This is a genomic window from Montanilutibacter psychrotolerans, from assembly GCF_003719825.1.
GTDB classification, from domain to species: domain Bacteria; phylum Pseudomonadota; class Gammaproteobacteria; order Xanthomonadales; family Xanthomonadaceae; genus Montanilutibacter; species Montanilutibacter psychrotolerans.
The window spans coordinates 358,154-382,538 of the sequence record NZ_RIBS01000003.1; the positions used below are offsets into that span (position 1 = coordinate 358,154).

24 protein-coding genes and 1 pseudogene are annotated in these 24,385 nt (G+C 69.2%); 7 read left to right on the forward strand and 18 right to left on the reverse strand.

Going from position 1 to position 24,385, the window contains the following annotated elements:
* Nucleotides 1-21: 21 nt before the first annotated feature.
* Entirely contained in the window at nucleotides 22-687 is a 666-nt protein-coding gene (gene crp / locus EER27_RS08345) for a cAMP-activated global transcriptional regulator CRP (protein WP_123087567.1), read from the forward strand.
* Nucleotides 688-691: 4 nt separating this feature from the next.
* Nucleotides 692-1,153, forward strand: a complete 462-nt coding sequence (locus EER27_RS08350) for a GNAT family N-acetyltransferase (RefSeq protein WP_123087568.1) — start codon at nucleotides 692-694, stop codon at nucleotides 1,151-1,153.
* 46 nt (nucleotides 1,154-1,199) lie between these two features.
* Here the strand turns inward: EER27_RS08350 and EER27_RS08355 are convergent, their stop codons facing one another.
* The 12 genes and pseudogenes from EER27_RS08355 to EER27_RS08405 form a co-directional block, all read right to left on the reverse strand.
* Nucleotides 1,200-1,943, reverse strand: a complete 744-nt coding sequence (locus EER27_RS08355; protein WP_123087569.1) for a haloacid dehalogenase-like hydrolase — start codon at nucleotides 1,941-1,943, stop codon at nucleotides 1,200-1,202.
* On the reverse strand, nucleotides 1,940-2,731 hold the full coding sequence (trpC, locus tag EER27_RS08360; protein WP_123087570.1) for an indole-3-glycerol phosphate synthase TrpC: 792 nt from the start codon (nucleotides 2,729-2,731) through the stop codon (nucleotides 1,940-1,942). The genes EER27_RS08355 and trpC overlap by 4 nt, the downstream gene beginning before the upstream one ends.
* Nucleotides 2,728-3,075 (reverse strand): antibiotic biosynthesis monooxygenase family protein, encoded by a 348-nt coding sequence (locus EER27_RS08365; protein ID WP_123087571.1) that lies wholly within the window; start codon nucleotides 3,073-3,075, stop codon nucleotides 2,728-2,730. The genes trpC and EER27_RS08365 overlap by 4 nt, the downstream gene beginning before the upstream one ends.
* A gap of 54 nt (nucleotides 3,076-3,129) precedes the next feature.
* Entirely contained in the window at nucleotides 3,130-4,164 is a 1,035-nt protein-coding gene (trpD, locus tag EER27_RS08370) for an anthranilate phosphoribosyltransferase (RefSeq protein WP_123087572.1), read from the reverse strand.
* Nucleotides 4,165-4,235: 71 nt separating this feature from the next.
* A complete protein-coding gene (locus tag EER27_RS08375; protein WP_123087573.1) occupies nucleotides 4,236-4,814 on the reverse strand; it encodes an anthranilate synthase component II in 579 nt (192 codons plus the stop codon).
* A gap of 272 nt (nucleotides 4,815-5,086) precedes the next feature.
* On the reverse strand, nucleotides 5,087-5,674 hold the full coding sequence (locus EER27_RS17445; protein ID WP_223807249.1) for a proprotein convertase P-domain-containing protein: 588 nt from the start codon (nucleotides 5,672-5,674) through the stop codon (nucleotides 5,087-5,089).
* A gap of 93 nt (nucleotides 5,675-5,767) precedes the next feature.
* Nucleotides 5,768-7,372 (reverse strand): annotated as a pseudogene (locus EER27_RS08380) (S8 family serine peptidase); the annotation flags it as partial.
* A gap of 395 nt (nucleotides 7,373-7,767) precedes the next feature.
* A complete protein-coding gene (locus EER27_RS08385; protein WP_123087575.1) occupies nucleotides 7,768-8,457 on the reverse strand; it encodes a class I SAM-dependent methyltransferase in 690 nt (229 codons plus the stop codon).
* Nucleotides 8,458-8,478: 21 nt separating this feature from the next.
* A complete protein-coding gene (gene trpE, locus EER27_RS08390; protein WP_123087576.1) occupies nucleotides 8,479-9,972 on the reverse strand; it encodes an anthranilate synthase component I in 1,494 nt (497 codons plus the stop codon).
* A 304-nt stretch (nucleotides 9,973-10,276) separates the two neighbouring features.
* Nucleotides 10,277-10,750, reverse strand: a complete 474-nt coding sequence (gene rraA, locus EER27_RS08395) for a ribonuclease E activity regulator RraA (RefSeq protein ID WP_123087577.1) — start codon at nucleotides 10,748-10,750, stop codon at nucleotides 10,277-10,279.
* Nucleotides 10,750-11,421 carry a ribulose-phosphate 3-epimerase gene (gene rpe, locus EER27_RS08400; protein WP_123087578.1) on the reverse strand — a complete coding sequence of 224 codons (672 nt, stop codon included), beginning with the start codon at nucleotides 11,419-11,421 and terminating at the stop codon, nucleotides 10,750-10,752. Before rpe ends, rraA begins: the two co-directional genes overlap by 1 nt.
* A gap of 83 nt (nucleotides 11,422-11,504) precedes the next feature.
* Entirely contained in the window at nucleotides 11,505-11,837 is a 333-nt protein-coding gene (locus tag EER27_RS08405; protein WP_123087579.1) for a J domain-containing protein, read from the reverse strand.
* 156 nt (nucleotides 11,838-11,993) lie between these two features.
* On the opposite strand from EER27_RS08405, the gene EER27_RS08410 reads away from it, so the two are divergent.
* Genes EER27_RS08410 through EER27_RS08420 form a run of 3 tightly spaced genes read left to right on the forward strand, consistent with a single transcriptional unit; the run spans nucleotide 11,994 to nucleotide 13,836 of the window.
* A complete protein-coding gene (locus tag EER27_RS08410; RefSeq protein WP_123087802.1) occupies nucleotides 11,994-12,935 on the forward strand; it encodes a phosphoribosylaminoimidazolesuccinocarboxamide synthase in 942 nt (313 codons plus the stop codon).
* Nucleotides 12,936-12,952: 17 nt separating this feature from the next.
* Nucleotides 12,953-13,288, forward strand: a complete 336-nt coding sequence (locus tag EER27_RS08415) for a DMT family transporter (protein ID WP_123087580.1) — start codon at nucleotides 12,953-12,955, stop codon at nucleotides 13,286-13,288.
* Nucleotides 13,289-13,344: 56 nt separating this feature from the next.
* Nucleotides 13,345-13,836 carry an Mpo1 family 2-hydroxy fatty acid dioxygenase gene (locus EER27_RS08420; RefSeq protein ID WP_123087581.1) on the forward strand — a complete coding sequence of 164 codons (492 nt, stop codon included), beginning with the start codon at nucleotides 13,345-13,347 and terminating at the stop codon, nucleotides 13,834-13,836.
* Nucleotides 13,837-13,857: 21 nt separating this feature from the next.
* Here EER27_RS08420 and EER27_RS08425 read toward each other — a convergent pair whose 3' ends face one another.
* From EER27_RS08425 to EER27_RS08450, 6 genes are read right to left on the reverse strand one after another with little or no spacing between them, the layout of a single operon-like run.
* The gene (locus tag EER27_RS08425) at nucleotides 13,858-14,670 is read right to left on the reverse strand and encodes a 2,3-dihydro-2,3-dihydroxybenzoate dehydrogenase (protein WP_223807231.1); all 813 of its coding nucleotides are present in this window, start codon (nucleotides 14,668-14,670) and stop codon (nucleotides 13,858-13,860) included.
* Nucleotides 14,667-15,500, reverse strand: a complete 834-nt coding sequence (locus EER27_RS08430) for a siderophore-interacting protein (RefSeq protein ID WP_123087583.1) — start codon at nucleotides 15,498-15,500, stop codon at nucleotides 14,667-14,669. The genes EER27_RS08425 and EER27_RS08430 overlap by 4 nt, the downstream gene beginning before the upstream one ends.
* Nucleotides 15,497-16,906 carry a condensation domain-containing protein gene (locus EER27_RS08435; RefSeq protein ID WP_123087584.1) on the reverse strand — a complete coding sequence of 470 codons (1,410 nt, stop codon included), beginning with the start codon at nucleotides 16,904-16,906 and terminating at the stop codon, nucleotides 15,497-15,499. The genes EER27_RS08430 and EER27_RS08435 overlap by 4 nt, the downstream gene beginning before the upstream one ends.
* On the reverse strand, nucleotides 16,903-17,784 hold the full coding sequence (locus EER27_RS08440) for an isochorismatase family protein (protein ID WP_190285704.1): 882 nt from the start codon (nucleotides 17,782-17,784) through the stop codon (nucleotides 16,903-16,905). Before EER27_RS08440 ends, EER27_RS08435 begins: the two co-directional genes overlap by 4 nt.
* Entirely contained in the window at nucleotides 17,781-19,448 is a 1,668-nt protein-coding gene (locus EER27_RS08445; RefSeq protein WP_123087585.1) for a (2,3-dihydroxybenzoyl)adenylate synthase, read from the reverse strand. Before EER27_RS08445 ends, EER27_RS08440 begins: the two co-directional genes overlap by 4 nt.
* Nucleotides 19,445-20,611: an isochorismate synthase gene (locus EER27_RS08450; protein WP_123087586.1), complete on the reverse strand. Its 1,167-nt coding sequence runs from the start codon at nucleotides 20,609-20,611 to the stop codon at nucleotides 19,445-19,447. Before EER27_RS08450 ends, EER27_RS08445 begins: the two co-directional genes overlap by 4 nt.
* A gap of 725 nt (nucleotides 20,612-21,336) precedes the next feature.
* Here EER27_RS08450 and EER27_RS08455 point away from each other — a divergent pair.
* Both EER27_RS08455 and EER27_RS08460 read left to right on the forward strand, forming a co-directional pair.
* Nucleotides 21,337-23,328 (forward strand): TonB-dependent receptor domain-containing protein, encoded by a 1,992-nt coding sequence (locus EER27_RS08455; protein ID WP_190285705.1) that lies wholly within the window; start codon nucleotides 21,337-21,339, stop codon nucleotides 23,326-23,328.
* 145 nt (nucleotides 23,329-23,473) lie between these two features.
* A complete protein-coding gene (locus EER27_RS08460; protein WP_123087588.1) occupies nucleotides 23,474-24,361 on the forward strand; it encodes a DMT family transporter in 888 nt (295 codons plus the stop codon).
* Nucleotides 24,362-24,385: the final 24 nt, after the last annotated feature.

The window sequence follows — 24,385 nt, forward strand, 5'->3', positions numbered from 1 at the left end:
CCTCCCGACACGGTTGCCCACTTGACTGCCCTGCGACGCACCAACAGCCCGCTGCTGCCGGATTCGGCGACCATTGAGCGCTTTCTCGCGCACTGCCATCGCCGACGCTATCCCTCCCGCACCGACGTGTTCCGACCGGGCGATCCGGCAAGCACCTTGTATTACGTGATCTCCGGCTCCGTGAGCATCATCACAGAAGAGGAAGATGGCCGCGAACTGGTGCTGGGCTACTTCGGCCCCGGCGAATTCGTCGGCGAACTGGGCCTGTTCATCGAGAGCAACCAGCGCGAGGTGATCCTGCGCACCCGCAGCACCTGCGAGCTCGCCGAGATCGGCCACGAACGCCTCTACGACCTGCTGCTCTCGCGGCTGGCGATGGACGCGCCGAAGTTGCTGTACGCAATCGCGGCCCAGATTTCGCGTCGCCTGCTCGACACCAGCCGCAAGGCCGGTCGACTGGCCTTCCTCGACGTCACCGACCGCATCGTCCGTGCGCTGCACGACCTGGCCAAGGAACCCGAGGCCATGAGCCACCCCGACGGCACCCAGCTGCGGGTATCGCGCCAGGAGCTGTCCCGCCTGGTCGGTTGCTCGCGCGAGATGGCCGGTCGCGTGCTCAAGAAGCTGCAGGCCGACGGCAAGCTGCACGCGCGCGGCAAGACCGTCGTCCTGTTCGGGACACGCTGAACCCGTGGGCGCCGCCGACGCGCCCCCGCCGGCTGAGCCGCGCATCCGCGCGGCGGCCACCGGCGACGCCAGTGATGTGGCCGAGTTGCTGGGATTGCTGGGTTACCCCTGCACCCGGGACGAAGCCGCCGAACGCATCGCCATCGTCCTGGGCGACCCGCGCCAGCACCTGATGCTGGCCGAGGTCGACGGCATGGCATGCGGGCGGGTGGCCATGGACCTGCGCTATTCGCTGACGCGCGGGGCCGATCTGGCGCGCATCACCGCCCTGGTGGTGGCGCCGGACAGCAACCGCCGGGGCATCGGCCGACGGCTGTTGCGTGAGGTCGAGGCGATCGCGCGCAACGCCCGGATCGCGCGCATCGAGGTCACCAGCAACCAGCGCCGCGCCGACGCGCATGCCTTCTACCGCGATTGCGGCTACGCCGACGGCTCGGCGCACTTCATCAAACTGCTGGGCGACTAGGGCCTCGTTGCGCCCGAATCCGCCCGGGCGCCGCCGCCGTGCGGGCTCAGACCGGATCGCCGGCGCGATCGGCGCAACCCCAATTGAGGATCGGCGTGCCGGCCGGCAGCACCCGCCGGAACATCGGCACGCGCCCCGCCTTGGGATTCACCACCACCGGACGCTGTGCGGCCAGCAACAGCGGCAGGTCGGCGCTGCTGTCGGAATACGCCATCGCGATCGGCTCGCCGAACCCCGCCTCGCGCAGCATCGTCATCTTCATCTGGTTGTGGCAGTGGCGCAGCGCGCCGATGCCACCGAACCTCGGTCCGACCAGGGTGCCGATCACGGGCACGTCCTCGTGCGCGACGAACGCCAGGATCGCGCGCGCCAGTTCCGGCGGCGCGCCCGTGGCGATCACCACGCGGTCGCCGCGTTCGCGGTGACCGTGCAGTACGTCCAAGGCGATCGGCAGCAACCGGTCGCGGATCTTTTCGGCATGGGTAACCACGTACAGGTCGATCGCGGCGTTGAACCCGCCGGTACGGTGGGTGCCGACCGATCCCGCCCAGACAAACCCCGATACGCCGAAACGCCGCGTCGGCAGGAAGGCAATCAACGGCGCGAACAGCGGCGCGATCAGCAGGGCCAGCAGCGTCCGCCAGCGGCGGCGCTTGATCAGCCAGGCGAACAGGTGGCTGCCCGAATCGCCGTCGTACAGGGTGTGGTCGAAGTCGAACACCACCAACGGCGCCTCTGCGCCGGGCCGCGGGTAGCGGCCGTCGGGGACGGACTCGGTGGGCCCATTCACGCAGCAAACAGCCGCTTCAGGGCGGCGCCCGGATCGGCCTCGCGCATGAAGCTCTCGCCGACCAGGAACGCATCGATTCCCGCCGCGCGCATGCGCGCCACATCCTCGCGGGTTGAGATGCCGCTCTCGGTGACCAGGGTGCGATCGCGCGGCACCGCGCCGCGCAATGCCAACGACGTGTCCAGCGACACCTCGAAGCTGCGCAGGTTGCGGTTGTTGACGCCGATCAGTTCGCAATCGGTCTGCAGCGCGCGCTCCAGCTCGTCGATGTCGTGGACCTCGACCAGCACGTCCATGCCCAGCTCGTGGGCGAGGTTGGCCATCTCGATCAGCGGGCCGTCCTCGAGCGCGGCGACGATCAGCAGGATCGCGTCGGCGCCGATCACGCGCGCCTCGTAGACCTGGTACGGATCGATGATGAAATCCTTGCGGATCACCGGCAGCGAGCAGGCCGCGCGCGCCTCGCCCAGGTACAGGTTGCTGCCCTGGAAGAAGTCCACGTCGGTCAGCACCGACAGGCAGGCGGCGCCGCCGGCCTCGTAGCTGGCGGCGATCTGCGCCGGGTGGAAGTCCTTGCGGATCAACCCCTTCGACGGGCTGGCCTTCTTCACCTCGGCGATCACCGCCGCGTCGCCAGCGGCGAGCTTGCGACCGATCGCGGCGGCAAATCCGCGCGTGGCCGGCTGCGCCGCGGCGCGCGCGCGCAGGTCGTCCAGTCCGCGCACCCGGCTGCGCTGTTCGATCTCTTCGACCTTGCGCGCCAGGATGGTGCTGAGGATGTCGCTCATTTCCGCACCCCGCCCTTGCCGCCGTAAGCGCGTTCGACCTTGGCCACGCGCAGTTCGTAATGCTCGTACCAGTACTGGCGGCCGTGCGCGCGGGTGACCGCGTGTTCGGCCTGGTGTTTCCAGGCCAGGATGGCGGCCTCGTCCTGCCAGTAGCTCACGGTGATGCCGAACCCCCCGGCATCGCGGCTGCTCTCCGCGCCCAGGTAGCCGCGCTGTTGCGCGGCCAGCTCGGCCATGCGCTGCGCGGCGGCGGCGTAGCCAGCCTCGTCCTCGCCGTTGCGGCGCGAGGAGAAGATCACCGCGTAGTACGGCGGCGACGGCAGGCTTGCGAAACCCTCATCCATTCTTGCGATTCCTGATCGTGCCCGATGGGCGTGCTTGCGTTGCTGCCTGCCGGCTCATTGCGCGGCCAGGCGTTGGGTGGTCGCCACGAAGGCATCCAGCCGGGCGCGCGCGGCGCCCGAGGCGATGGTCTTGCGGGCCAGGGCGATGCCATCGGCGATGGTCTCGGCCACGCCGGACACGTACAGCGCCGCGCCGGCATTGAGCACGACGATCTCGCGCGGCAGCCCGTCGACGTTGTCGAGCGCCTGCAACAGCATCGCCTTGGACTCTTCGACGTTCTCGACGCGCAGATTGCGGCTGGCGGCCATTGCGATGCCGAAGTCTTCCGGGTGCACCTCGTACTCGCGCACCACGCCATCGCGCAGCTCGCCCACCAGGCTGCCGGCACCGAGCGAGAGTTCGTCCATGCCGTCGCGGCCCCAGACCACCAGCGCGCGTTGCGCGCCCAGCTCCTGCAGCACACGCACCTGGATGCCGACCAGGTCGGGGTGGAACACGCCCATCAGGATGTTGGGCGCGCTGGCCGGATTGGTCAGCGGCCCGAGGATGTTGAACAGCGTGCGCACGCCCATCTCGCGGCGCACCGGGCCGACCACCTTCATGGCCGGATGGTGGAGCGGCGCGTACATGAAGCCGATGCCGCATTCCTCGATGCAGCGCGCCACCTGTTCGGGTTGCAGCTCGATGGCCGCGCCCAGCGCCTCGAACGCGTCCGCGCTGCCCGACTTGGACGACACGCTGCGACCACCGTGCTTGGCGACCTTGGCGCCGGCGGCGGCGATCACGAAGGTGCTGGCGGTGGAGATGTTGAACGTGCTGGCACCGTCGCCGCCGGTGCCGACGATGTCGACCAGGTGGTTGCGATCGGACACCTCCACGGGCCGCGCGAACTCGCGCATCACCGTGGCCGCACCGGCGATCTCGCCGACGGTTTCCTTCTTGACGCGCAGGCCGGTCAGGATCGCTGCGGTCATCGTCGGGCTGACTTCGCCGCGCATGATCATGCGCATCAGCTCGACCATCTCGTCGTGGAAAATCTCGCGATGCTCGATCGTTCGCTGCAGGGCTTCTTGCGGAGTAATGGGCATCGTCGAACCTGTAGGGCGGGCCGTGACCTGCCGTTGCGTGCGTGCCGGCGGGCCGGGGCCCACCGGTGGGATCACCGGACCAGGAAGTTCTTCAGCAGCGCGTGGCCGTGCTCGGTGAGGATCGATTCGGGATGGAACTGCACGCCTTCCACCGGATGCTCGCGGTGGCGCAGGCCCATGATCTCGTCGAACGAGCCATCGGCGTTCTCGGTCCAGGCGGTGACCTCGAGGCAGTCCGGCAGCGTCTCGCGGGCCACCACCAGCGAGTGGTAGCGCGTGGCTTCGTAGCCATCGGGCAGGCCCGCGAACACGCCGAGTCCTTCGTGGCGGATGCGCGAGGTCTTGCCGTGCATGATCGTCTTGGCGCGCACCACGTCGCCGCCGTAGGCCTGTCCAAGGCTCTGGTGGCCCAGGCACACGCCGAACACCGGGATGCGCTGACCCAGCTCGCGGATCACCGCAACCGACACGCCCGCCTCGTTGGGCGTGCACGGGCCGGGCGAGATCACGATCCGCTGCGGGTCCAGTGCATCGATCTGGGCGACCGACAGCTCGTCGTTGCGCACCACCCGGACCTCGGCGCCCAGCGTCTGCAGGTACTGGACGAGGTTCCAGGTGAAGCTGTCGTAGTTGTCGATCATCAGCAGCATGGCGCGCTGAGTCCTCTGCTGGCGGGAGAGCCGGTGGCGGAATGGCGGGGTCGCGCCAGCATGCGCAACGGGGCGCAAGCGCGTCCGGGCCGCTGGAGCGGACTTCGGATTGTGCGGGATGCCCGCAGGCGACGCCACCGCGGCGAAGGCATAAGCAACCGGGCCGGGCGCATGATCCGGCCGCTCTCCGCCCCCGCGCGGATGGGGCAAAAAGACAGCCCCGGCGGGAGCCGGGGCTGTCGGTTGGGTCGGCCATTGGCCAGGGGCCGGGCCTAGAAGGTGATGCTCCAGCTGTTGATGTAGCCCGTATCGAGCGCGACCTGGTCGGCCACACGCAGCTTCCACGTGCCGTTGAGCGCCTCGCTCGTCAGGCTCACGTTGTAGGTCTGGACGATGTTGTCGGCGCTGCCGCCGCTGCGGTTGTGGAGGTTGTAGATGCTGCCGTCCGGCGCCACCAGGTCGACACGCAGGTCGCCCTTGTAGGTGTGGACGATGTTGACCGCCACCGGTGTGCCGGCCGGGGCGTTGCCGGTGCGCCCGCTCACGGTGATCGGGCTTTCCACGGTGCCGTTGTCGGGTATCGCGAAGTCCGTGCCGTTGCTGTACGTGATGGCGCCACCGAGCGTGTAGCTACCGGTGAGACTCATCCCCGAGAACGCCGTGTAACCACGGATCATCACGTGCCAGGTACCGACGGTGGCCGCAGGCATCGCGCAGGTTTCGGCATTGCCCGACAGGTACGGGCGGCAGTCGAAGCTGGCCGTGGTGGGCGCCGCCCCGTACTTCACGTACAGGTCGCCATCCCCGGTGCCACCGCTGGTCACGAAGCGCAGGTTGCTGGCCCCCGCGGGCACGTCCATCGTCCAGAACTGCTCGCTCCCCACCGCGCCGCCGATACCCGTCACCGGGACGCCATTGGTGAGTACGCTCCCGCCGCCGCCCACGGCCACGGTCGAGGTCTTGGTGTTGGTGGCGCCGTCGTCGTCGGTCACCGTCAGCGAGACGGTGTAGCTGCCGGCTGCGGCGTAGGTGTGGCTGGGGTTGGTGGCGCTGGACGTGCCGCCGTCGCCGAAATTCCAGCTGCGCGATGCGATCGTGCCGTCGCTGTCGCTGGAGCTGTCGGTGAAGTTGGCGACCAGCCCGCTGGTGGTGAAGCTGAAGTTGGCGCTGGGCGGCGCGTTGCCGCCGCCACCGGCGGCATCCACCACCGCCTTGGCGTCCAGGATGCCCGGACCGATGACCTGGGTGGGTGTCACCGGGAACGGCCGGTAGTTGGTCTTGATGATGGTCTCGACCTGCGCCGGGGTCTTGGGCGTCGGCGACACCGACTGCAGCAGCGCGATCACGCCGGCGACGTGCGGCGCCGCCATCGAGGTGCCGTTGTAGCTGGCGTAGGTTTCCGTGCCGGGCGTGCTGGACCCGGTGTTGAGCGTGGACAGGATCGCCGAGCCCGGTGCGGCGATGTCGATCAGCGGGCCGTAGTTGGAGAAGCTCGAGCGCTGGCCAGTGCTGGTGATGGACGCCACGGCGATGACGTTGTTGCAGTTGGCCGGCGTGAACCCGGAGGTGTTGGCGTTGCTGTTGCCCGCGGCGATGGCCAGCGTGGTGCCGCGGCCGACCGCGCCGTTGATCGCGGACTGCATCGTCGAGCTGCAGCTGCCGCTGCCGCCAAGACTGAGGTTGATGACTTCGGCGGGGGTCGGGTTGGCCGGAACGCCGCTGACCGTGCCGCCGGACGCCCAGACGATGGCGTCGGCAATGTCGGAGATGGTGCCGCCACCACGGCCCAGCACGCGCACCGGCTGCACCCGCGCGTTGAAGGCGACACCGGCCACGCCGACGCCGTTGTTGGTCAACGCCGCCACCGTGCCGGTGACGTGCGTGCCGTGCCAGCTCGACGGGTTGCCGCCGAAGAAGTCACCCGGGTCGGTTGGGTCGGCATCGCGCCCGTTGCCGTCGCCGGCCGTGGTGGCACTGGTGATGAAGTCGTAGCCGGCGACGATGTTGGCGTTGAGGTCACTGTGATTGGTGATGCCGGTGTCCAGAACGGCCACCACCACGCCGGTGCCGGTGGCGCTGTCCCAGGCTTCGTTGGCACGGATGCCGGCGTCGGCGTCCTGGTAGCCCCACTGCTCGGGGTAGCGCGGGTCGTTCGGGGTGAGCGCGATCTGCAGCATGCGATCGACCTCGACGTACTCGACGTTGGGGTCGACGGCGATCTGCCGCATCAGGCGCTCGGCGTCGGCGCGATCGAGTTTGCGGCTGGCGCGCACGACCTCGGCACCGACGGCCATGCGCCGTACGTGCCGGAGCCCGGACGCCTGCGCGCCGACGCGCCGCGCGGCCGCGTCGAGCGAGCGCTGCAGGGTGGCGGCATTGCCACGCTCGGCGCTGCCGTCGCGGTATTTCACGATGAACTGGTCATGGCCTCCGGCCGATTCGAGGCCGGCGAGGTCGACACGGCCGGCGACGGCCGGCAAGGCGAAGGTGGACAACGCGACCGCAGTTGCGACCGCCAAGGCATGCAGCCGCATGCGACGCTGGGTGTTATCGGACATTTCGACTTCCCTCCTGGGCTGGAAGAAGGCCGCCTTCATTGGCAGCCGACCGACCCGGCAGGGCGCCACAACGTCTGGTGGATGCGGCGTTCCATGCCGGACCATACGCACGAGCCGGGCAGTTGCCCGGCGCGCAGCGCGACCCTACGCCGATCGTGTCGGCACGCACGCTGCACGGCAGCACGCCGGGGCGGTGCGACTGGTTCCGGAAGGCTGCGGCAGCGCTGGATACGCCGATTGCCGTTCGTCGGCGGCGCCGGCTGGCCGTCCTCGACCCCGCCGGAGACACCGCGCCGAAGTGGATCGCATCGACTAGGGCCTCATCGACGCGGGCCGGTTCGACGAGTGCGGCATCGACGAGAGCGCACCCGGCACGCACCTGCCGGGAGCGCGAATCAGGTGTCGTGACCCAACTGGCCCTGGTCGAAATCGCGGGTCTTGCGCACTGCCAGCTGGTACTCGGCGCCCAACAGTTCGTAGTAGCCATCGAGCGTGGCCAGCAGGCCGTCGACGCCCAGCTTCGGGGTGTCCACGGCGACCGAGGCGATCTGCCGGTCCAGCATGATCCGCTTGCGATCGCGGCCCTGCCATTTCGCCCATTTGCGCTCGATCAATCCCATCCTGGGCGGCACCCCGAGCTTCGGCGGGACCCACAGGTAGTCGTCGAAGATCATCACCCCGCCGACCTTGAGCAGCGGCCAGGTCATCACCCCGTCGGCGAGTGCGCCGAACGCCGAATGCCAACCGTCGACGTAGACGATGTCGTAGGGCCCCTCCACGCGCCGCAGCATCTCGAAGCTCGGGCCGGCGAACTCGCGGATGCGCGCGCGGTGCGCGGCGGTGTTGGCGCGAAAGCGCTGCACGTAGTCGCCATACACCGGATCGGCGCGGAACAAGTCAATGCAGTCGATGCGGCTGTCGTCGGCGGTGAGGATGTTCTCGCACAGCCACAGCGTGGAGCGGCCCTCGAAGCTTCCGATCTCGAGCGCGCGCGCGCCCTGCCGGCCACGCAGGTCGGCCAGCCACTGCTCCCAGTGCGGGATGTTGTGTTCGAACCAGTTCTCGGAATATTGCGCTGTCGCCATCGCCTTACCCTACCCCGTCGATTACAGGCCCTTCGCCGCCTCGGCTACCGCGCGGAACAGCGCGCGTCCCTTGTTCATCGTTTCTTCCCACTCCTTGGCGGGGTCGGAGTCGTAGACGATGCCGGCGCCGGCCTGCACGTGCAGGCGACCATCCTGGATCACAGCGGTGCGGATCGCGATGGCGGTGTCGGCATCGCCGTGCCAGCCGATGTAGCCAATGCTGCCGGCGTAGACGTTGCGCTTGATCGGCTCGAGCTCGCGGATCACTTCCAGTGCGCGGATCTTCGGCGCGCCGCTGACGGTGCCGGCGGGGAACGTCGCACGCAGCACGTCGGCATAGCTCAGGCCCGGCTGCAGGCGGCCGGTGACCTCGCTGACAATGTGCATGACGTGGCTGTAGCGTTCGATCACGAATCGCTCGCCCAGCTCAACCGTTCCGGGTTGGCTGACCCGACCGACGTCGTTGCGACCCAGGTCGATCAGCATCAGGTGTTCGGCGCGCTCCTTCGGATCGGCCAGCAGCTCGGCTTCCAGCGCGCTGTCTTCTTCTGGCGTTGCCCCGCGCGGGCGCGTGCCGGCGATGGGTCGCACGGTCACTTCACCATCCTGCAGGCGCACCAGGATCTCCGGCGACGAGCCCACCACCTGCATGTCGCCCACGTCGAGGAAGTACATGTACGGCGATGGATTCAGTGCGCGCAGCGCGCGGTAGACATCGACCGGGCGCGCCTTGAACGGCACCGACATGCGCTGGCTCAGCACCACCTGGAAGATGTCGCCGGCACGGATGTATTCCTTCGACTTCTCGACCGCATCGATGAAGCCTTCGCGCGTGAAACCCGACACGAAATCGTCCTCGGCCAGGCCGTTGGGATCGATCATCCCCGGATAGCCCGGACCGCCCTGGCGCAGCCGATGGCTGAGTTCGTCGAGTCGGCGGACCGCGCGCGCATGCGCCTGCGGCTGGCTGGGATCGGCATGGACGATCAGGTACAGGCGGCCCTTGAGGTTGTCGAACACTGCCAGTTCCTCGCTGAGCATCAGCAGGATGTCGGGCGTGCCCAGTTCGTCGGGCTTGCTGCTGCCATCGGCCTGCGGCCCCGCCAGGCGCGGTTCGATGTATTGGATGCACTCGAAACCGAACCAGCCGACCAGTCCACCGGTAAAGCCCGGCAGGCCGTCGATCTTCGGCACCGAATGCTCGCTGCGCAGGCGCTCGACCTCGGCAAACGGATCGGTGACCGTGCGCGACTCGATCAGCTCGCCGTGTTCGGTCACGAACAGGCTGTGTCCGGCAAACGCGTACACGCGCCGTGCCGGCAGGCCGATGATCGAATAGCGACCGAAACGTTCACCGCCCTCGACCGACTCCAGCAGGTAGGTGTGCGGACCGTCGGCAAGCTTGAGGTAGACCGACAGTGGCGTGTCGAGGTCGCTCAGCACTTCGCGCACCATCGGGATGCGGGTGTGGCCGGCGTCGGCCAGCTGGCGGAACTGTTCGGCGTCGAGTTGCATGCGGGCAGCGGCGAGGACGGGGCCCGGCAGTATGCCAGCGGGTCGACGGCTCGGCAGGACCGCGCGTTGCAAGGCGGTGGCCCGTGCCTGCCTCGCACAGCGTCACGCGTCCGGCGTCACGGGTCGCACGCACCGGACATGCGACGGTCGCGGCGCGGTAACGCTCCGGTCACCGTCTGCCTGGAGTATGAGAGGCCATATCAGGGACGACGGGCGGAGGCTGGATGCCTCCAATATCGAGCGAAGGGTGGCCCGGCAGGAGCCGGCCACCCTTCGCGGCAGGCGGGGCCGTTACGGCCCCGGCTCAGGCGAGCGCGTGATCGGCGATGACCACGCCGTCGCCGTCGGCGCACAACCAGTCGCCGGGGCGCACCACCACACCACCGATCGCCAGCACGACGTCGCGCTCACCGCGACCCAGCTTCTCGGTCTTCATCGGGCAGGTGGCCAGCGCCTTGACGCCCAGCGCGAGCTGGCCGATCGCCGCGCTGTCGCGGATCGCGCCATGCACGATCACACCCGACCAGCCGTTCTCGACCGCCTTCTCGGCCAGCATGTCGCCGAGCATCGCCCGGCGCAGCGAACCGCCGCCGTCCACCACCAGCACGCGCCCCAGACCCGGCTCGGCCACCGCCTCGCGCACGCGCGAGTTGTCCTCGAACGCCGACACCGTGCTGACCGTGCCCTGAAACGCCAGGCGGCCGCCGAAGTCACGCAGCGGCAGGGCCAGCACGCGCAGCATCGCCTCGTGCCGATCGCAGAGGTCGCAGGTGTTCATCAACGCACCGCGGCAACGGCGGCCTTCATCTGGCCGATCACCTGTGCGTAGTCGGCGGCGCCGAAGATCGCCGAACCAGCGACGAAGCTGTCGGCGCCTGCGGCGGCAATCTCGGCGATGTTGTCGGCCTTGACACCGCCGTCGACCTCGAGCCGGATCGCGCGGCCGCTGCGGTCGATCATCTCGCGCACGCGGCGCAGCTTGGCCAGCGTCGAGGGAATGAACGATTGGCCGCCGAAGCCCGGGTTGACCGACATCAGCAGCACCACGTCGAGGTCGTCGAGCACCCAGTCCAGCACTTCCACCGGCGTGCCCGGATTCAGCACCAGGCCTGCCTGGCAACCGTGCGACTTGATCAGCTGGACGGTCCGGTGGACGTGCGCGCTCGCCTCGGGATGGAAGGTGATGATCGACGCGCCGGCCTTGGCGAAGTCGGGGACGATGCGGTCCACCGGCTCCACCATCAGGTGCACGTCGATCGGCGCGGTCACCCCGTGCTTGCGCAGCGCCTCGCAGACCAGCGGGCCGATCGTGAGGTTGGGCACGTAGTGGTTGTCCATGACATCGAAATGCACCCAGTCGGCGCCGGCGGCGAGCACGTTGTCGACTTCCTCGCCGAGCTTGGCGAAGTTGGCCGAGAGGATGGACGGGGCGATGACGGTGGATTGCATGAGCGATTCCGGGAGCAGGGGCGGGAAGAAGGGCCCGCGCACGCGACAGACGGCGGCACGCGCGGCGGTGGCGGTGGCGGCGGCTAGCGCTTGCGCAGCGCCTTGATACGGTCGTAGGCGCCGTTGATCTCGCGCGCACGGGTCTCGGCCTGCTCGCGCAGCTCGCGCGCGGCGCCGGCCAGGCGGTCGGGGTGGTACTGCGAGATCAGCCGGCGATAGGCCTGGTCGACCTCGGCGTCGTTGGCATCGGAGGTCAGCCCGAGCACGCTGTAGGGGTTGTCGCGGGCCAATTTGAACCAGTCGCTGTCGAAGGCGTGGCCGATCAGCAGGCCCAGGGCGGCCCCCAGCAGCGGGTTGCCGCGCAGCAGCGCAGCCCCGGCGAAGAACCCCAACAGCTTGCCGTACCAGCGTTTCATCGCAATCTCGAGGCGGTTCAGGGCGCCCGGCGACGGGCCGGCGACAGTCTACCTGCAAGCCGGCCCCGGACCGTCGTACACTGCCCGGCCCCGCCGATTCCGCGCGTGGTGCGAGGCGCACGCCGGCGGGGCCCGTTGCCACTCAGGGACTTCACGTTGTCCACGACTCTGCTGCGACCCGCCCTTTCCGAATCGGACCTGCCCGGCCTGCCACTGCGCCACCGCGGCAAGGTGCGCGATGTGTTCGACCTGCCCGCCGATCGCCTGCCCGCAGGCACCCCACCGGGCGACTACCTGCTGATGGTCGCCACCGACCGCCTCAGCGCGTTCGACGTCGTGCTGCCCGACCCGATCCCGGGCAAGGGCGAGATGCTGTGCCAGATCAGCAATTTCTGGTTCGGCAAGACCGAGCACATCGTCGCCAACCACCTCACCGGCATCGACGTGGCCGCGGTGCTGCCGCCGGGCGTCGATCCGGCGGCGTACGAGAAGCGCGCCGTGGTGACCAAGCGCCTCAAGCCGGTGCCGATCGAATGCATCGCGCGCGGCTACGTGATCGGCAGCGGCTGGAAGGATTACCAGCGCACCGGCCGCATCAGCGGCATCGCCCTGCCCGATGGCCTGCGCCAGGCCGAGCAGTTGGCCGAACCGATCTTCACCCCGTCGACGAAGGCCGCCGTGGGCGACCACGACGAGAACATCGACTTCGACACGGCCGTGCGCACGGTCGGCGCAGAACTCGCCGAACAGGTGCGCGACGCGACGCTGCGCCTGTACACGTTCGCGCGCGACTACGCCGCGCAACGGGGCATCCTGCTGGCCGACACGAAGTTCGAGTTCGGCACCGACGCCGACGGTCGCCTGTACGTGATGGACGAAGTGCTGACGCCGGACTCGTCGCGTTACTGGCCGGCCGACGAGTACCAGGTCGGCACCAGTCCGCCGAGCTACGACAAGCAGTTCGTGCGCGACTATCTGGAAGAACTCGGCTGGGACAAGACCCCGCCCGGCCCGAAGCTCCCGGCCGAGGTGATCGAACGCACCCGTGCCAAGTACGCCGAGGCGTTGCAGAAGCTGGCCGGCATCTCGATCGACTGAGCCGGCCCGACGCGACGATGCCCAAGGGCCTGCTGTATCTCGCTGCCGCGATCACCGCCGAGGTGATCGCGACCAGTGCGCTCAAGGCGTCCGAAGGCTTCACGCGACCGCTGCCGTCGCTGGTGGTGCTGGCCGGCTACGCCATCGCGTTCTACTTCCTGTCGCTGGTATTGAAGACCGCGCCGGTCGGTGTCGCCTACGCGATCTGGTCCGGTGTCGGGGTGGTGCTGATTGCCCTGATTGGCTGGCTGCTGCTCAAGCAGCCGTTGGACGCGCCGGCACTGATCGGCATTGGCCTGATCGTGGCCGGCGTGGTGGTAATCCAGCTATTCTCGAAGACAGCCGCGCACTGACGCGCCGGCGGACGCCCCGCAGCGGGGCCGCGCCTTGCCAATGCCGGGAGCCTGCCATGAGCACCATCGCCGAATCGACCCTGCAACGCCCGATCGATCGCTGGTTTGCGAGCTACTCCGGCGACCACCAGAACGTCACCAACCAACGGATCCACGTGATTTGCGTGCCGGCGATCGCGTGGAGCGTGATCGCCCTGCTGTGGTGCATTCCCACGCCCGGCGGCTGGCTGCGTGCCGGGGCCTGGGCCGGGCTGGCGATGGTCGCCGCGCTGCTCTTCTACTACAAGTCCTCGCGCGCGCTGGGCTACGGCATGCTGGCGACATTCGTGCTGATGGCATTGGCGACGCGCTGGCTGCACGACACCTACGGCACGATGACGCTGCTGTGGCTGGCGATAGCGGTGTTCGTGGTGGCCTGGATCGGCCAGTTCGTCGGCCACAAGATCGAAGGCCGCAAACCGAGCTTCTTCACCGACCTGACCTACCTGCTGATCGGCCCGGCCTGGGTCGTGGCCAAGCTCTACCGCAAGCTCGGCCTGCGCTACTGATCGGCGCACCGGCGCGGCGCCTCACGCGTCCAGCGTGGCGCCACCGTCGACGCGAAGGTCGTGCAGGGTGATGTGCCGTGCGCGATCGGACAGCAGGAAGCACACGGCCTCGGCGATGTCCTGCGGGTCGGCGATGCGACGCAGCGGAATGCCCAATCGCCAGCGTTGCGGCACGCCGTCGAGGATGTCGCGGCGCGCCTGCGCGTCGCCGGCGAACGCGCGCTGCATCGCCGTGTCGGTGGACCCAGGCGACACGAGATTGCAGCGGATGCCCAGCGGCGCCAGCTCCAGCGCCAGGCAGCGCAGGTACTGACTGGCCGCCGCCTTCGAGGCGGCGTACGCGGCCATGCCAACGCGCGGCACCGTGGCCGCGTTGGAGCCCACCACGACGATGCTGCCGTGGCCCCGCGCCGCCATCACCCTGGCCACCGCGCGCGTGCTTCCGTAGACGGCACGTGCGTTGATCGCCATGCACGCGTCCCAGTCCTCGAGCCGGCTGTCGAGCACCTCACCGGTGCGCAGGATGCCGGCGACGTGGGCGAGGTGCCGGATCGCGCCGAACTCGCGCTCGATCGTGGCGACCGCGTCGTCCAACGCGGCGATGTCGGTCAGGTCGAGCGCCTGCGCAAACACCGGCACACCTAACGCGCGCAACGATGCCGCGGTGTCGTGCAGCCGCTCTTCGTCGCGATCGAGCAATGCCAATGCCGCTCCCTGCCGGGCCAGCATCTGCGCCGTTGCCGCGCCGATGCCCTGAGCGGCGCCGGTGACCAGCACGGTGCGATGTCGGAACTCCATCCACTCCCCGCCCGCTCCGCTATCCGAAAAGCTCATGCGGGCTCCTCCGCGAACGCGTCCATGATCCGGTGCCGCTCCTCGTGGTAGGCATCCTCATCCACCGCCTGCTTCCAGTACGGCACCGCGTACATGTGCCGGCGTTGCACGCCACGTTGCGCGACCAGGAAATCGCGAATCGCCACCACTTGCGCGCTCTCTCCGGCCAACGTCACCGACACGCGCGACGATGGCCACGCCAGCAGTTGCACCAGGCGCAGCAGTCGCTCGACCCCGCCGTCGCGCTCTCGCAACGCCCAGCGAACGACCATGCCGGGACGATCGGGCAACGGTTGGATCTCGGCCAGGTCCGGGATCTGCATCAGCACGTCGCCCACCGCGTGATCGGGCAGCTGGGCCATCACCGCAGCCACCAGCGCATAGCTGCTCGGGTCGCCGATCAGCACGAAGCGGTCGGCCTGCGGCCAGTACAACGCCGGACCGCCTGGTCCCACCAGCCCGAGCCAATCGCCGACACGCGCCACCGCCGCCCATCGCGATGCCGGCCCGCCATCGCCGTGCAGCACGATGTCGACATCCAGCTCGAGTGCGTCCGGATCGAAGCGCGCCACGGTGTAGGTGCGCGCGTGTGGACGTTTCGCTCCCGTCGGCCAGACCGGTCCGATGGCGCTGACCGCGGGCAGCGCCGGCACCTCGTCGACGGCATCCGGAAACAGCAGCTTGATGTGCGCGCCCCCGCTGCCCGCCGGAAAGCCCTGAAGGGTGTTGCCGGTGAGCGTGATCCGGCGCATGCGCGGCGTGCGGGTGACCACACGCAGCACCCGCAGCAGACGCGGTACCGGGCGCACGGCGGCGGCCTGCGCGTTCATGCCGCCACGCCTCCCGCCAATCCGCCCACCACGCCGTCGGCGTCACCCGTGCCTTTGACGGCGGCGGCGCTCGATCGCCACGGGGCCACCACCCCGGCTACTGACGCAATCGGATGCGCCATCGCCGCTTCGGTGATCGCCAGCAGGGCCTCGTGATGCGAACGCAGGGTGCTCGCGTCGTACGCGCGGGGGTTGGCCTCGATGTCGAAGCGCACGCCATCGGCCAGTGGCGACACGGTGATGTCGAGGTCCTCCACCGAACCCACCGACACCGGAATCGCGCGGCTGCGCAGGCCGGCGAACACGAAGCCCCGATCGAACGGCATCAGGTTGACCACCGGCCCGTACAGCTGCGCGTGGCTGCCTTCCAGGCCCATGTCGATGCGCAGTTGCTCGTAGTTGTAGCGCGCGTGCGGGCGCATGCGTCGCATGGCGGCGGCGACCTCTCGCGCGAGCGCATCGAAGCCCGCGTCGGGATCGACGCGCAGCCACAGCGGCACCACGTTCATCGCCATGCACGGAACGCCCAGCGCCACCGATCCCAGACGGTTCATGACCAGCAACCCGAGGCTGACCTCGCGCTCGCCGCTGCGTGCGTACAGCCACGCGGCAATCGCGGCCACCAACCACGCCGCCCAGTCCACGCCGCATGCACGTGCCGCCACCTGCCAGCGCGCCTGTGTGGACGGCGCCAGCATCCAGCGCTGCGAGCGGGTGTTGTCGCACGGCGGCGTCTTGGCTGCCAGGGTCGGTGGCGTGGGGGTGCCAGCGAGTTGCGTGCGCCAGAACGCGGCATCGAGCGTGCGCTGCGGCGACGCCCGGTAGGTGGTCTCTTCCTCGACCACCGCGCGCAGCGACCAGTCGCGTCCGGGCTCGGGCGTGCCGCCCACGCAGTACGCCGAGTACAACTGCGCGACGCGATGGATCAACAGCAGGTAGGCGTAGCCATCGAGCGCGATGTGATGCGCACGCAGGTACCACAGGTGCTGCTGTGGGCCGATCCGGATCACCGCGGTGGCGAACAGCGGCCCGTGTTCCAGGTCGGCCGGATGCAACAGGTCGCGGCGCATCCAACCGTGCGCCAGCAGCGAACCCTGGTGGACGCCGGAAAAGTCCAGGCGTTGCCGATCGACGACGCGCCTCGGGTCCAGGCGCTGCACCAGCTCACCGTCCTCGACGCGGTAGCGCATGTGCAGGGCATCGCAATCGCGCAAGGCCTCGTCGATGGCGCGGCGCAATGCCGTCACGTCCAGCTCGCCCACCAGCTCGACGGCCTCGGCCGTCCAGAACGAGGCGCTGGCCGGATCCAGTTGCTGCCCTGCCCACATGCCGTACTGCGGCGCGGTCACGGGCATGGCCGTGCCGTCGGGGTGGGTCGCCGGGACGGTGTCCGGGCCGGGGCTCATGCCGCCATCCGCCGTGACTGGATCAATTCCCACCACTCCGAGACGCTGCCGCGCTCGGCCAGTTCGACGAAGCCCAGTTGCTGACCGCGCCCGGTCCAACGTTCCAGCAGCGACATCAGCCGGATCGAATCCAGGCCAGCATGGAACGGGTTGTCGGTTTCGGCCAGATGCTCGATCGGCAACTCGATGATCTGCGCCAGCTCGCTGCGCAGCGCCAGCAGGCTGGCCGGCATCGCGCCCGCCCCGGCCAAGGCCTCCACGCACGCCTGGTGCGGCAGGACGACGCCGCAACGCCTGGACACGTAGTCGAGTGCCTGCGCGTGCTCGTCGGCGGAGAAATCGGCCACGGCATCGCCGACCAGGAACGGCTGGATGTCGTGCATGAACGCGTCGGCGACTGTCATCAGGCAGCCGATGTGCGCGTAGATGCCGCACACCAGCAGTTGGTCCCGGCCCAGTGCGTGCATGCGCTCGCGCAGGTCGCTGGACACGAAGGCGCTGTAGCGCCACTTCGTCAGCACGGTGTCCTGGGCACGCGGTGCGATATCGGCATGGATGGGCGCCAGATCCGGCCGCGCGGTGATGCCCGGCCCCCACCACGGTTGCAGCAGGCCGCGCTGCTGTGCGCTCTGTTGCGGCGGCTGCGCGGTGTAGACCACCGGCACGCCGGCGCCGTCGCAGGCATTGCGCAACGCGCGGATGTTTTCCAGCAGCTCCGGGACCGGCGACTGTGTCCGGTCGTAGAAGTCCAGGAAGTACTCCTGCATGTCATGCACCAGCAGCACCGCGCGCGCGGGATCTGGCAGCCACGCGACGCGGTTGCCGGGCAGCGCATCGGCGGTCGGCATCGGATAGGACGGAATGGTGGGGATGGTCATGGCGTGTGTTCGTCAGCGGGAAGGGAGAAAGCGCGCGGTGCGCACAGCAGGTTGGCGATGCGCGCGCGCAGCGCCTTCTTGTCGACCTTTCCCACCGCGGTACGCGGCAGGCGGTCGACGAACTCGATGCGGTCGGGAACCTTGAAGCCGGCGATGCCGCGGCCGCGCAGGAAGTCCTGCAGCTCGCGCGTGCCCGGCACCGCATCGCGCGGCACCACGAACGCGCAGGACTTCTCGCCCATCCACGCGTCCGCCATCGCCACCAGCGCGGCATCGAACACCGCCGGGTGCGCCAGCAGGTGCCCCTCGACCTCCTCGGCGGCGATCTTGTCGCCACCGCGGTTCACCTGGTCCTTGGCGCGACCGGTCACCACCAGGTAGCCATCGTCACGACGCAGCACGAGGTCACCGCTGCGGTAGTACCCGTCGGCAGTGAACGCGTTGGCGTTGTGTGCGTCGGCGCGGTAGTAGCCGCGAATCGTGTACGGGCCGCGCACCAGCAGGTGGCCCACCGTGCCCGGTGCGACATCGCGGTCGTCGTCGTCGACGATGCGGATCTCGTCGTCCTCGCTGATCGGACGACCCTGGGTTTCGAGCATGCGCTCGGGCGGGTCGTCCAGGCGCGTGTAGTTGACCAGGCCCTCGGCCATGCCGAACACCTGCTGCAGCGCGCAGCCAAACGTGGCCGGAATCCGTCGCGCCACCTCGCCGGCCAGGTGCGCGCCGCCGATCTGCAGCAACTGCAGGCTCGACAGGTCGTGTTGATTGCGCGCCTTCGATTCAAGCCACGCCAGCGCCAGCGCGGGCACCAGTGCGGCAATCGTCACCCGCTCGGCGGCAATCAGCGCGAAGCACTGCGCCGGGTACGGCTGCCGGGCAAGCACCACGCAGCCACCGGCGTGGAACACACCGAACGCGCCGGGCGAACTCATCGGAAAGTTGTGCGCCGCCGGCAGCACGCACAGGTAAATCGACTCGGGCGTGAGGCCGCAGATGCGGGCGCTCTCGCGGATGCTGTAGAGGTAGTCGTCGTGTGTGCGCGGGATCAGCTTGGGCACGCCGGTGCTGCCGCCGGAAAGTTGCAGGAACGCCACGTCGGCGGCGTCGGGCATGGGATGCCCGTGCAACTGGTCAGCGTCGCCGTAGACCGCGTCGAACGGCATCAGATCCAGCGCATCGCCGACCACGATCACGTGTTGCAGGCAGGGGCTTTCGACCATCACCTCACGCATCAGCAGACGGTGGTCGAAGCCCGCCTCGCAATCGGCGATCACGCAGGCGCGCGCCTGGGTGTGCTGCACGAAATGCGTGATCTCCGCGCGGCGGTGGGCGGGCAGCGCGAACACCGGCAACGCGCCGATCCGGAACAGCGCGAAGCAAGCGATGTGGAACTCGGCGATGTTGGGCAGCTGCAGCACCACGCGGTCGCGCGGGACGATGCCCATCGCCACCAGGCCAGCGGCGAAACGGCGCACGCGCTGGTCGAACTGCGCGTACGTCCAGCGCCGCGACCCGCACACCAGCGCGGTGCGCGCGGGATGTTCGGCGGCGACACGCGCCAGTTCCGCGTACAGGCCGACGCCCGTCCAGTAGCCGCGCTCCCGGTATCGCGCAGCGAATGCCGCGGGCCACGGGCGGAAGCCAGGCAGTGGCGACGGGTTCATGCGCGCCCCGCCAATGCCGTGCCCAAGCCCATCGCGCCCAGCATCGTGGCCAGCTTTGCGGTGGTCTCGGCCAGTTCCGCATCGGGTCTGGAGCCCTCGACCACACCGGCGCCGGCGTACACGGTGGCCGAATCGTCGTCGATCAGTGCGCAGCGGATGGTCACCGCCCACTCGCCATCGCCGTCGCCGTCGCACCAGCCGACGAGGCCGGTGAACAGGCCGCGTTCGTAACCCTCGATCTCGCGGATCAGCTGGCGCGCCGATGCGGTCGGGTGTCCACAGACCGCCGGTGTCGGATGCAGCGCGAGCGCAAGCTGCAACGAGCTGGTCGAGGTATCGCGCAGCTCGCCCTGCACGCGCGAGGACAGGTGCCACATCGTCGGCGTCGCCAGCAGCGAGGGCGCCGCGGGGACCTTGAGCTGACGGCAGAACGGCGTCAGCGCCGCACCCACCGCATCCACCACCACGGCGTGTTCGTGGCGGTCCTTGGCAGACCGGAGCAGGCGGCGCGCGCGTCGCTGGTCCTCGATGGGATCCTCGCTGCGCGCGATCGAACCGGCCAACGGATTGGACACCACGCGGGTGCCGCGACGCGAAAGCAGCAGTTCGGGGCTGGACCCGACGAGGCAGGCGCGCGGCCCGCCCGCGCCGGCCAGGTCCATCGCAAACGTGTACCCGTCGCTGGTGCGTGCCAGCAATCGCTGCAGGAGCTGCGGCACGTCGATCTGCGCACTGATGCGCACGCTGCGCGACATCACCACCTTGCTCAGGCCGCCGTCGAGGATGCGTTCGAGCGAGCTGGCGACGTTGCGCAGGTAGCGGGCGGGTTCGGGGTACGGTTGAACGTGGATCGTCGACGGCGCCGTGGATGCGTGGCCGGCGCCAGCGCCGCGGTGCCGCGCGCCGCCGTTGGCGAACGCCGCCTGCATCGGGATCCACAACCGCGACGGTTCGGACGCATCGAACGGCACCGCGCCCAGCAAGGGCAAGCGGCCCGCATCGCACGCGGCCTGTCGCAGCGCCAAGGCGGCCGCGTCGACCAGGCCCTGGTCGGCCGCGGTGGAAACCTCGCGCAGCACACCGCGTGCATGCAACTGCGAGGTCGGTGACGAGAACAGCGAATCGCGCGCGCGATAGGCCGATAGCAACGGATCGTTGGGCATGGAGGGACCGTGATGGCGTCGAGGGGGAGTCATGGCGACCCGGGCGTGACGCAGGTCGGTGTCGGCGGCGACGGGCAGTGCAACGGGCACAGGGAAGCGCGAGGCGAACTCCCTCGACCGGAGCGGACGTCGTGGGTGCCGGTGGCGCTAGTGCGCAGACGCGAACGGCGACTTCGCGCGCGGCCGAAACCGCGCACGGCAAAGCGCACACCGTCCGCGCTGGCGGCAGTGGGAATGGCGTGTCGGGAACGGTTCCGCGCGGCAGCCGCGCACCGTGATGCGTTCATCTGTCTGGCCTGCAAGCTCGTGGTCGAATGAGCTTGCGGGCGTCAAACGCCGGCTGGCTGGACAATGCGGCGATGCCGCGAAAGCGCCGACATCCTACGAAGCGCGAATCGTGATTGGCAAGCCCGAAGATTGCGCAGGTGTTCGTCGAAGCCGCGCATCGTGCACGCGTGGCGCGCTTCGCCGGACCTTCCTGTGCGCCGTGATCGCACGCACAACGCGCGGACACCGCCGCCAAGACGGGACTACGTGGTGCCGATGGCGCCGCGCAGCGACGCTGTCAGGCCAAATGAGAATTTCTCGCATTTACAGATCGGCCGCAACGCGGCAGTATTCGCCGGCCCGCTCGCCCGACGTTGCATCGACACGTCCAGCCAATGCGGCAGCGCAGCCCTTCCGGGCGCGCTGATCCCGCCTTCTTCCTTCCAGGACGATCCAGCATGAATTCCCTTCCGATGCGCCTGTCGCTGACAGGCGCGACGCTGCTTGCGCTTGCCCCGATGGCCCACGCCGTACAGCCCCTACCCGACGCCGAGGCACGCACGCTCGACGAGGTCGTGGTCACTGCCGAGCGCGAGCCTGGAAACTTCGCGATCGATCGCAACGAAATCGAACTGACCCAGGCGGCCGACCTGGGCGACCTGCTCTCCAACGAGTCCGGCGTCGCGGTCGGCGGCGGATCCACGGTGGCGCAGAAGGTCTACGTGCGCGGATTCGAGGACACGTTGCTCAACGTCACCATCGACGGTGCCCAGCAGCCGGCCGAGCTGTACCACCACCAGACGCGCGTGCAGGTAGAACCGGAGTTCATCCGTTCGATCGAACTCGATGCCGGCGCCGGCGCCGCCACCGCCGGTGCAGGTGCGTTGACCGGCACGATGCGAGTCAACACACGCAATGCCTTCGACATGCTCTCGCCCGGCCGCGACGCCGGCATGCTGGTCAAGGGTGCGGCCGGCTTCAACGGGCAGGACCACCACAAGGCCGTGGTCGCGGCCTTCGCCCGCGTGGGCCCCAACCTGGGCCTGATGGCGACGCATGTGCGCCACGACGGCGGCGATTACGACGACGGTAACGGCCAGCGCGTATCGCCCACCGCGTTCGATCACGAGCGCAGCCAGGTCAAGCTCAACGGTCAGTTCAACGCGCACAGCTTCGATCTCTCGGCGGAACGGCTCGACGACACCGGCACGTACTACGAGCGCCCGCACATGACCAACTTCAACGGTCGCTTCCAGTTGTCCGATCATCGGATGCGTCGCGAAACGCTCTCGTACAACCACCGCTACAACCCGGCGAGCGCTGCGATCGACGTGCGCGCGACGGCCTACCGCAACGACAGCCGCTACCAGAACCGCCGCAACAACACGGGCCTGGTGTACAGCCGGGGCCAGCAGGTCAGCACCGGCTTCGATCTGCGCAACACCACGCGCCTGGATGCCTTCGACTTGGTCTACGGCATCGACTACCGGCGCGATGAACTGCGGGCGACGCAACAGGCCACGCCGCCGCCGTTCTGGGGCAGCACACAGCAGACAGCGCGCGTGTTCGGGGCCTACGTGCAGGGCGACTGGCGACCCTCGGCGTCATGGCTGCTGTCGGCCGGGGTACGCTGGGACGACTACCGGCACGAGGTCGATGCCGGCGTCGGCAAGGGTGCTTCCAACGCGCAATCGCGTCCCAGCCCGAACCTTGCCATCGAGTGGCGTCCGACCGATCACCTGAGCCTTCGCGCGGCATACGCCCAGGCGTTCCGCGGCGTGACCATTCGCGAGGCGTTCTTCAGTGCGCTGTACACGCACCACGGCGACCTCGAAGGCGAGCGCGCCGACAACGTCGAACTGGGCTTGGCCTACGAGCGCGACGGCTGGTACCTGCGTGCCACCGGCTTCCGCCAGCACATCGACAACTACATCGCCGCGGTCTACACCGGCAACGCCGAGTGGGGCCATTGGGGCAACATCGGCCAGGCCGAGGTCGATGGCTACGAGCTCGAAGCCGGCAAGGACTGGCAGCAGTTCGGCGTGGGCCTGGGCGTGTGGAACTCCGACAACCGGTTCGACGACCGCCCGCTCAACGATGCCGACCTGGGCCTGGGCACCGGCATCGGCCGCACCTGGACGGCGCGCGTCGACTGGCGCTCCGCCTCGGGCCGATCGCGCTACGGCCTGCGCGCGCGACGCGTGGAGGACGAGGCCAACTCGATCGCGCCGGGCGCGCCGGACAAGCCCGGCTACGCCGTGGTCGATGCGATGGCGAACTGGCAACTGCTCGCCGATGGGCAGCTGGTGCTGGGCGTGGCACTGAACAACCTGTTCGACCGTCACTACTACGACCACGCCACCTACGGCTACAACGCCGGGGCAGGCGCGTACGTGGGCTTCCCGGCCAGCGGACGCGAACTGGTGACCTCGATCAGCTATCGCTTCTGATGGCGCCCGCATCCCGCTCCAGCTCGGAGCGGGATGCGCGGCCGCACGCGGCAGCGGCAATGGTCAGTGGCCAACGCCATGCCGGAAACACTGTGTCGCGGCGACTTGTTCACACCTGTCCACGCGGCTCGGCGAAGATACGCCGATGCCGCCACGCGATCTCGTCCTGCTGCTGTTGATCGTGCTGGCCTGGGCCGGCAACTTCCTCGCGTCGGCCTATGCCCTGCGCGAACTGCCGCCACTGCTGTTCACCGCGCTGCGCTTTGCACTGCTCGCGCTGCCGATGGTGTTCTTCCTCAAGCGCCCGGCCCACGGCCAATGGCCTCGACTGGTCGCCGTCTGCCTGTGCATCGGCGTCGTGCATTTCGGCCTGAGCTTCACGGCGCTCAAGCTTGCCGGCGACCTGTCCTCTCCCGCCATCGTGATGCAGAGCTACGTACCGATGACCGCGCTGCTGGCGTGGTGGCTGCTCGGCGAGCGCTTCGCCTGGCGTACCGGCGTTGCGATCGCATTGAGCTTTGCCGGCGTGCTGGTGCTGGGGTTTGATCCCCTGGTGCTCGACCACCCCGCCTCGGTGCTGCTGATGCTCGCCTCGGCGGCGGCGCTGGCGGTCGGCACCGTGCTCATGAAGGGCCTGCGCGGCCTCGACGTGTGGAGCCAGCAGGGCTGGACGGCCTTGATCGCGCTATTGCCCCTGCTGGCGGCCAGCATGCTGATGGAGCCCGCAGGCCTGGCGCAGCTGCGCTCGGCGGGACCGGTGGCCTGGTTTGGCGTGGCGTATGCCGCGTTCGTGTCGTCCCTGCTCGGTCACGGCCTGTACTACGTGCTGGTGCAACGGCATCCGGTGGCGCAGGTGATGCCGTGGCTGCTGCTGGTCCCCGTGCTCGCGATCGGCCTGGGCGTTGCGTTCTGGGGCGACCGGCCGGGCCCACGGCTGTGGATCGGTGGCTCGATGGTGCTCGGCGGCGTGCTGGCGATCGCGCTGCGCGCCCTGGCCAAGACCAGGTCGATGCCGACGGCGCAGGATCTTTAGCCCGGTCGTACGAATTGCGCACGG

Coding starts and splice junctions, on each gene's coding strand:
- trpC (WP_123087570.1), bottom strand. CDS start 2,731: ATGAGCGACATCCTCAGCACCATCCTGGCGCGCAAGGTCGAAGAGATC.
- EER27_RS08365 (WP_123087571.1), bottom strand. CDS start 3,075: ATGGATGAGGGTTTCGCAAGCCTGCCGTCGCCGCCGTACTACGCGGTG.
- trpD (WP_123087572.1), bottom strand. CDS start 4,164: ATGCCCATTACTCCGCAAGAAGCCCTGCAGCGAACGATCGAGCATCGC.
- EER27_RS08375 (WP_123087573.1), bottom strand. CDS start 4,814: ATGCTGCTGATGATCGACAACTACGACAGCTTCACCTGGAACCTCGTC.
- EER27_RS17445 (WP_223807249.1), bottom strand. CDS start 5,674: ATGGACGTGCCCGCGGGGGCCAGCAACCTGCGCTTCGTGACCAGCGGT.
- EER27_RS08385 (WP_123087575.1), bottom strand. CDS start 8,457: ATGGCGACAGCGCAATATTCCGAGAACTGGTTCGAACACAACATCCCG.
- trpE (WP_123087576.1), bottom strand. CDS start 9,972: ATGCAACTCGACGCCGAACAGTTCCGCCAGCTGGCCGACGCCGGCCAC.
- rraA (WP_123087577.1), bottom strand. CDS start 10,750: ATGAACACCTGCGACCTCTGCGATCGGCACGAGGCGATGCTGCGCGTG.
- rpe (WP_123087578.1), bottom strand. CDS start 11,421: ATGCAATCCACCGTCATCGCCCCGTCCATCCTCTCGGCCAACTTCGCC.
- EER27_RS08405 (WP_123087579.1), bottom strand. CDS start 11,837: ATGAAACGCTGGTACGGCAAGCTGTTGGGGTTCTTCGCCGGGGCTGCG.
- EER27_RS08415 (WP_123087580.1), top strand. CDS start 12,953: ATGCCCAAGGGCCTGCTGTATCTCGCTGCCGCGATCACCGCCGAGGTG.
- EER27_RS08420 (WP_123087581.1), top strand. CDS start 13,345: ATGAGCACCATCGCCGAATCGACCCTGCAACGCCCGATCGATCGCTGG.
- EER27_RS08425 (WP_223807231.1), bottom strand. CDS start 14,670: ATGAGCTTTTCGGATAGCGGAGCGGGCGGGGAGTGGATGGAGTTCCGA.
- EER27_RS08430 (WP_123087583.1), bottom strand. CDS start 15,500: ATGAACGCGCAGGCCGCCGCCGTGCGCCCGGTACCGCGTCTGCTGCGG.
- EER27_RS08435 (WP_123087584.1), bottom strand. CDS start 16,906: ATGAGCCCCGGCCCGGACACCGTCCCGGCGACCCACCCCGACGGCACG.
- EER27_RS08440 (WP_190285704.1), bottom strand. CDS start 17,784: ATGACCATCCCCACCATTCCGTCCTATCCGATGCCGACCGCCGATGCG.
- EER27_RS08445 (WP_123087585.1), bottom strand. CDS start 19,448: ATGAACCCGTCGCCACTGCCTGGCTTCCGCCCGTGGCCCGCGGCATTC.
- EER27_RS08450 (WP_123087586.1), bottom strand. CDS start 20,611: ATGCCCAACGATCCGTTGCTATCGGCCTATCGCGCGCGCGATTCGCTG.
- EER27_RS08455 (WP_190285705.1), top strand. CDS start 21,337: ATGAATTCCCTTCCGATGCGCCTGTCGCTGACAGGCGCGACGCTGCTT.
- EER27_RS08460 (WP_123087588.1), top strand. CDS start 23,474: ATGCCGCCACGCGATCTCGTCCTGCTGCTGTTGATCGTGCTGGCCTGG.